Origin of the sequence: Myroides odoratus, assembly GCF_965118575.1 — a bacterium.
GTDB lineage: Bacteria > Bacteroidota > Bacteroidia > Flavobacteriales > Flavobacteriaceae > Flavobacterium > Flavobacterium odoratum_B.
Genome location: NZ_CBCPHW010000015.1, coordinates 111,851 through 118,090, shown reverse-complemented (window position 1 = coordinate 118,090; position 6,240 = coordinate 111,851). Strand labels below are relative to the sequence as shown.

The window sequence follows — 6,240 nt, the reverse complement described above, 5'->3', positions numbered from 1 at the left end:
GGCGGTGCGGATCCTACCTTAACCTATACTGTTTCAGGACTAGAAAATAATGATCAAGCAACAGTAGTAACTGGAAGCCTTTCGCGTATAGCTGGAGAATCCGTAAATACATATGCAATAAATCAAGGAACCATACAAGCATCTGCTAATTATACTTTGGTATTTAACCCTGCAGATTTTATTATTACCCCCGCTTTACTAACATTAACTGCAGAAGCGAAAACCAAAGTATATGGCGATGTAGATCCTGCATTAAGTTATACTGTTTCAGGACTAGAAAATAATGATCAAGCAACAGTAGTGACTGGAAGCCTTTCGCGTATAGCTGGAGAATCCGTAAATACATATGCAATCAATCAAGGAACCTTAGAAGCATCTGCTAATTATACTTTGGTATTTAACCCTGCAGATTTTACTATTACCCCCGCTTTACTGTCGTTAGCTGCAGAAGCGAAAACCAAAGTATATGGCGATGCGGATCCTGCGTTAACCTATAGGGTTTCAGGATTAAAATTAAATGATCAAGCAACAGTAGTAACTGGAAGCCTTTTGCGTATAGCTGGAGAATCCGTAAATACATATGCAATCAATCAAGGAACCTTAGAAGCATCTGCTAATTATACTTTGGCGTTTAACGCTGCAACTTTTACAATCACACCGGCCTTACTAACCGTGAATGCAGAAGCGAAAACCAAAGTATATGGCGATGCGGATCCTGCGTTAACCTATACGGTTTCGGGATTGAAAAATAACGACCAAGCAACAGTAGTAACTGGAAGCCTTTCGCGTATAGCTGGAGAATCCGTGAATACGTATGCAATCAATCAAGGAACCTTAGAAGCATCTGCTAATTATACTTTGGCGTTTAACCCTGCAGATTTTACTATTACCCCCGCTTTACTGACATTAACTGCAGAAGCGAAAACCAAAGTATACGGCGATGCGGATCCTGCGTTAACCTATACGGTTTCGGGATTGAAAAATAACGACCAAATCACAGCTATACTAACAGGTAATTTAGCTCGTATTGCAGGAGAATCCGTGAATACATATCCGATACATCAAGGAACATTAGTTGCATCAGTGAATTATACGATAGTATTCCAAGCAGGAGAATTAACAATTACACCTGCTGAGTTAAGGTTATATCCTTTAGTAGGACAACAGAAAGTATACGGTCAAGTAGATCCTATGTTTCAATTTACAGCTTTAGGCTTTAAATACAGCGATACAGCAACTACAGCATTGACAGGGGGATTAGGAAGAAGAGCAGGAGAAAATGTCAATTTGTATGTTTATACTTTGGGAAGTTTAGAAGCTTTGTCCTCTAATTATACACTGACAATTAGCAATCAAGAAAAATTTGAAATCAAACCCGCACCTTTACATATTGTAGTCAATCCAAGTCAATTTAAAAACTATGGAGCAGTAGATCCTGCGTTTACTTATACAGCAAATGGTTTACAACAAGGGGATTATTTAATACAAGCAGTAGCTGGTAATTTAAGCCGTAGAGCAGGAGAAGAAGTAGGAATGTATCCTCTGGAACGAGGTACGTTAACCCCAAGAGCAAACTATTATCTGGCTTCTTTTGTAGGTGCTAATTTTGAAATTAAAAGGGCTAAAATCAATGGATTAACTTTGCCATCTCAAACCTTTGTATATGATGGTCAACAAAAACAATTGCAAATTGAAGGAACACTTATTCCAGAAGCTACCGTTACCTATACGAATAATAACCAATCACAAGTAGGTCGTTATCGCGTAACAGCACTCGTAAATTATGGACCAAGTTATGAACCTCTAACCTTAGAAGGAATCTTAACCCTAACAAAAGCAAATCAACAAATTACATGGGATGAGCTAGGACAAGTTGTGATGGAGGATACACCAACCCTTCAACTTGAAGCTAGAGCAAGCTCTTCTTTAGCTGTTTCATATACCATTGATGATCCTCAAGATAGAGAAGTGGCTGAAGTAGATGCTTCAGGTGTAGTTCGCTTTTTACAACCTGGTCTTGTAACGATAACCGCCCATCAGACAGGAGACGTAAATTATAATCCAGCAAAATCTGTTTCCCAGTTTATAGAAGTAACAAGTAGAGATGCGAGTATTTGGGATTTACTTGTAGATGGGGTTTCTTATGGTAAAATAGAAAAAGAGTTTCATTTAATTATTGGCTGTGAGAGTCAACAAGAAGAGATAATCTTAGCAATTAAAACGCAAGTAGGTGCAGAAATAAGCCCTTCCAATAAGATTACTATACCTCTAACAACTTATGGAAAATACGAGCAGGTGATTACGGTAAAATCTCAAAATGGACAAGTGATAGAAACCTATACTATTCATATTGATAAGCGTATCCCAACTGAAAATATTGTCTTCCAAAAATACGAGAATGTATTATTGGTTAACAACAACAAACAAACCAATGGAGGATATGTATTTATTGCCTATCAGTGGTTTAAAAATGGGGTGCCTATCGGAGAAAAACAAATGTATTCCGCAGGAGATAATTTAGGAGAAACACTTGATTTCGGTGCGGAATATCAGGTTGAATTGACTTTATACAATGGAACAAAACTAAGGAGTTGTCCTATTGTACTCGGGGATAAAACCCAAGGCAATTGGGCGGTATATCCAAATCCAGTTAAAAAGAATCAACTGCTCCATGTTCGCGTAGATGAAACGAAACAACAAACCACAAATTATGTGATTTACAATGTAAAAGGACAAACCATCAAACGCGGAGTATTAGAGATTGGAAACACAGGAATAGAAATCCCCGCTAATGTTGCAGCAGGTTCTTATTTCTTAGTACTAAAAATTGAAGGCAAGCAACAAAGCGTTCAATTTATTGTTAGAGAATAATTTTACTTTTTACTTTTGATAAAGCAGGAATTTCTTGGCTATTTTCTTGCTTTATCTCTTTTTTAATCCAAAATTAAAAACGATGAAATTCGAGATAAAGACCTTACTATTACTTTGTTTGTTAACTAGTTATTATACGGTAAGTGCACAGTATAAACCGTATTATTATAAAAACCAAGAAATTGGAGTCAGTGTAAAAGCAGGTTTAGCCCATTCGTATGGAAGTTTACCTGCTTCTATGTCAGGTGATTTTAAGTTTGCTACCGCTATCGGCTTTCAGTATGAGTACTATGTAAATCCTTCTTGGAGTTTGGGAATTGGAGGGCAATATGCTAGGCAAACGCTTGATTTTAAAGGAACAAATCTCAAAGGAGAGCAAGACCAAACCGATTGGGAAAAGGAGTCCTTTATTTTTCGCTATCAAGGAAAAACCTACAAAGAACAATGGAAAGTGAATCAATTTAATATTCCATTTACGATTCAGTATGTTGGAAAAGAAGAAACGAGTCTCTATGTTCGTACAGGATTTCAATATTCGTTAATTCTAAACACTAAGGCTACTCTTACGTGGAATCAATTGAAAACTTCAGGATACTTTCCGCAATACAAGGCAGAGTTAAACGGCCCCTTATTTGCTGGATTTGGAACGCAGGAAAAGCTTGAATATGAACCTAATTTAGAAGTGAAAAATAGATGGGCTTGGATTGCAGAAATTGGCGTAAAACACACGGTAGCATCCAATCAGAATGTGTATATTGGTTTCTATTTTGATTTAGGTTTAAACAATCAAAAACCTGAGGTCGCAGAAAATAAAGAAGAAATAATTCAATATAAACCCGTGAAAGGGCAGGCAATAGAACAAAACAGTATACAACAAAGTTCGAAAGCCGTGTTTAAAAATTACAATTTAGGTATTCAAATTCGATACGGATTTGGGGTGTAGTAGTTGAGGGCATTAAAAATGCCCTTTTTTATTTCCATGTGGGTCTTACCTCGAATTAAAATCATAAGACAAGTTTAAAAAATTGTTGTATTAGCGCAATTCTCGTAACTTTGCAACTTAGTTTTTTAAATTATGAAAAGAGTAGTAGTAGGACTTTCAGGGGGCGTAGACTCAAGTGTTGCAGCCTACCTATTGAAAGAACAAGGATACGAAGTGATTGGGTTATTCATGAAAAATTGGCATGATGATTCCGTTACCATTTCGAATGAGTGCCCATGGCTAGAAGATAGCAATGATGCGCTAATGGTTGCCGAAAAATTAGGCATCCCTTTTCAAACTGTGGATTTAAGTGAACAATATAAAGAGCGAATTGTAGATTATATGTTTAAGGAGTACGAAAATGGTCGTACACCTAATCCCGATGTTTTGTGCAATAGAGAAATCAAGTTTGATGTTTTCATGAAGATTGCCCTAGAATTAGGTGCGGATTATGTCGCTACAGGACACTACTGTAGAAAAGCAGAAGAGGAAGTGATCGCAGAAGATGGCACAACGCAAACGGTTTATAAATTGTTGGCAGGCGTAGATCCATCCAAAGATCAGTCGTACTTTTTATGTCAATTATCCCAAGAACAATTGGCGAAAGCGTTATTTCCTGTTGGAGAATTATATAAATCAAAAGTAAGAGAAATTGCCACGGAAGCCGATTTAATCACGGCGGAGAAAAAAGACTCTCAAGGCTTGTGTTTCATTGGAAAAGTTCGTTTACCTGAATTTTTGCAACAACAATTAAAACCCAAAGATGGTTTTATTTATGAGATCCCTAGGAGCGCTCCTGTTTTTACAGCTAAAGAAAAACAAACCTTTGTTTCTCTAGAGGAAGAACTATATGCAGAAGCACAGGCTTTTAGCTATACGCCTGAGATGGGAAAAAAGGTAGGAGATCACTATGGAGCACATTATTTTACAACCGGACAACGCAAAGGATTAAATGTGGGTGGAACGGTGGAACCGCTATTTGTTATTGCAACGGATGTAAAAGAAAATGTTATTTATACGGGACAGGGAAATAGCCATCCCGGTTTGTTTCATAAAACCTTGTTTGTTCAGGAACATGAAATTCATTGGATAAGAGAAGATTTGCAGTTAAAACCAGGTGAAACAAGACGTATTAAAGCGCGTATCCGTTATCGTCAACCGCTACAAGAAGCTACATTATATCAAATGGAGAAAGGGATGTATGTGCGTTTTGATGCACCACAATCGGCTATTACAGAAGGACAATTTGTATCTTGGCATCTTGGAGAAGAATTAATCGGCTCTGGCGTAATATCAAAAGTAGTATAATCTCATACCTAACCCATGGCAAAAAATAGAATTACGGCACTTTTTAGTATTCAATACCCTATTATACAAGGGGGAATGGTTTGGAATAGTGGATATAAACTGGCAAGTGCGGTGAGCAATGCTGGTGGATTAGGTTTATTGGGTGCGGGATCTATGTATCCAGAAGTTTTGAGAGAACACATCCAAAAATGTAAAAAAGCAACAACAAAACCTTTTGGGGTTAATGTTCCTTTGCTTTATCCCGATATTAAGGCCATTATGGAGATCATCGTAGAAGAGGGCATTAAAATTGTCTTTACTTCTGCGGGTAATCCAAAAACATGGACTCCTTTTTTAAAAGAACACGGTATTACGGTGGTTCATGTAGTGAGTTCAGCTAAATTTGCCCTTAAAGCACAAGAAGCGGGGGTTGATGCAATTGTTGCCGAAGGATTTGAAGCAGGCGGACACAATGGAAGAGAAGAATCAACTACGTTTACCTTAATTCCCCTAGTTAAGGAAAATGTGAGTATTCCTTTGATCGCAGCTGGAGGAATTGCCACAGGAAATGGCATGTTTGCCGCGATGATTCTTGGCGCGGAAGGGGTTCAAATGGGAACGCGTTTTATCGCGTCAACAGAAAGTTCCGCTCATGAGGCATTTAAAAATAAAATCATTGCTGTTCAAGAAGGAGATACGATACTTACGCTGAAAGAATTAGCACCTGTGCGAATGCTTAAAAATGAATTTTATAAAGGAATTGAAGCCTTATATGCAAAAGGTGCCCCTGTTGAAGAATTAAAAGCGTATTTAAGCAAAGGGAGATCTAAAAAAGGAATGTTCGAAGGAGACTTGATTGACGGTGAATTAGAGGCAGGTCAAGTGGCCAGTTTGATAAAACATGTCGAGCCTGTAGCACAAATTATAACGTCTATTATCGCGGAATTTGAACAAGCGCACTTGAAACGATTTGAATTTTAAAGGTTAAGACTCCTATAAACACCTGTTTTTCGAGAGAGAATATAAGTTGTTTTGTAGAATATTATAAAAACCATACGAAATTTTTATAAAAAGTTCGTATGGTTTTTTGCTATATACTA

4 protein-coding genes are annotated in these 6,240 nt (G+C 37.5%); all 4 read left to right on the top strand.

Annotated elements, in window-relative coordinates:
* The coding region (locus ACMHJ2_RS13265; protein WP_413513338.1) for an MBG domain-containing protein at positions 1–2,871 on the top strand (2,871 nt) is incomplete at its 5' end.
* Between the two features lie 82 nt (positions 2,872–2,953).
* A complete protein-coding gene (locus tag ACMHJ2_RS13260; RefSeq protein WP_413513337.1) occupies positions 2,954–3,814 on the top strand; it encodes an outer membrane beta-barrel protein in 861 nt (286 codons plus the stop codon).
* Between the two features lie 132 nt (positions 3,815–3,946).
* Positions 3,947–5,161, top strand: coding sequence for a tRNA 2-thiouridine(34) synthase MnmA (gene mnmA / locus ACMHJ2_RS13255; RefSeq protein WP_413513336.1), 1,215 nt, complete (start codon positions 3,947–3,949; stop codon positions 5,159–5,161).
* A gap of 15 nt (positions 5,162–5,176) precedes the next feature.
* The gene (locus tag ACMHJ2_RS13250) at positions 5,177–6,121 is read left to right on the top strand and encodes an NAD(P)H-dependent flavin oxidoreductase (RefSeq protein WP_413513335.1); all 945 of its coding nucleotides are present in this window, start codon (positions 5,177–5,179) and stop codon (positions 6,119–6,121) included.
* Positions 6,122–6,240 lie beyond the last annotated feature (119 nt).

Coding starts and splice junctions, on each gene's coding strand:
- mnmA (WP_413513336.1), top strand. CDS start 3,947: ATGAAAAGAGTAGTAGTAGGACTTTCAGGGGGCGTAGACTCAAGTGTT.
- ACMHJ2_RS13250 (WP_413513335.1), top strand. CDS start 5,177: ATGGCAAAAAATAGAATTACGGCACTTTTTAGTATTCAATACCCTATT.
- ACMHJ2_RS13260 (WP_413513337.1), top strand. CDS start 2,954: ATGAAATTCGAGATAAAGACCTTACTATTACTTTGTTTGTTAACTAGT.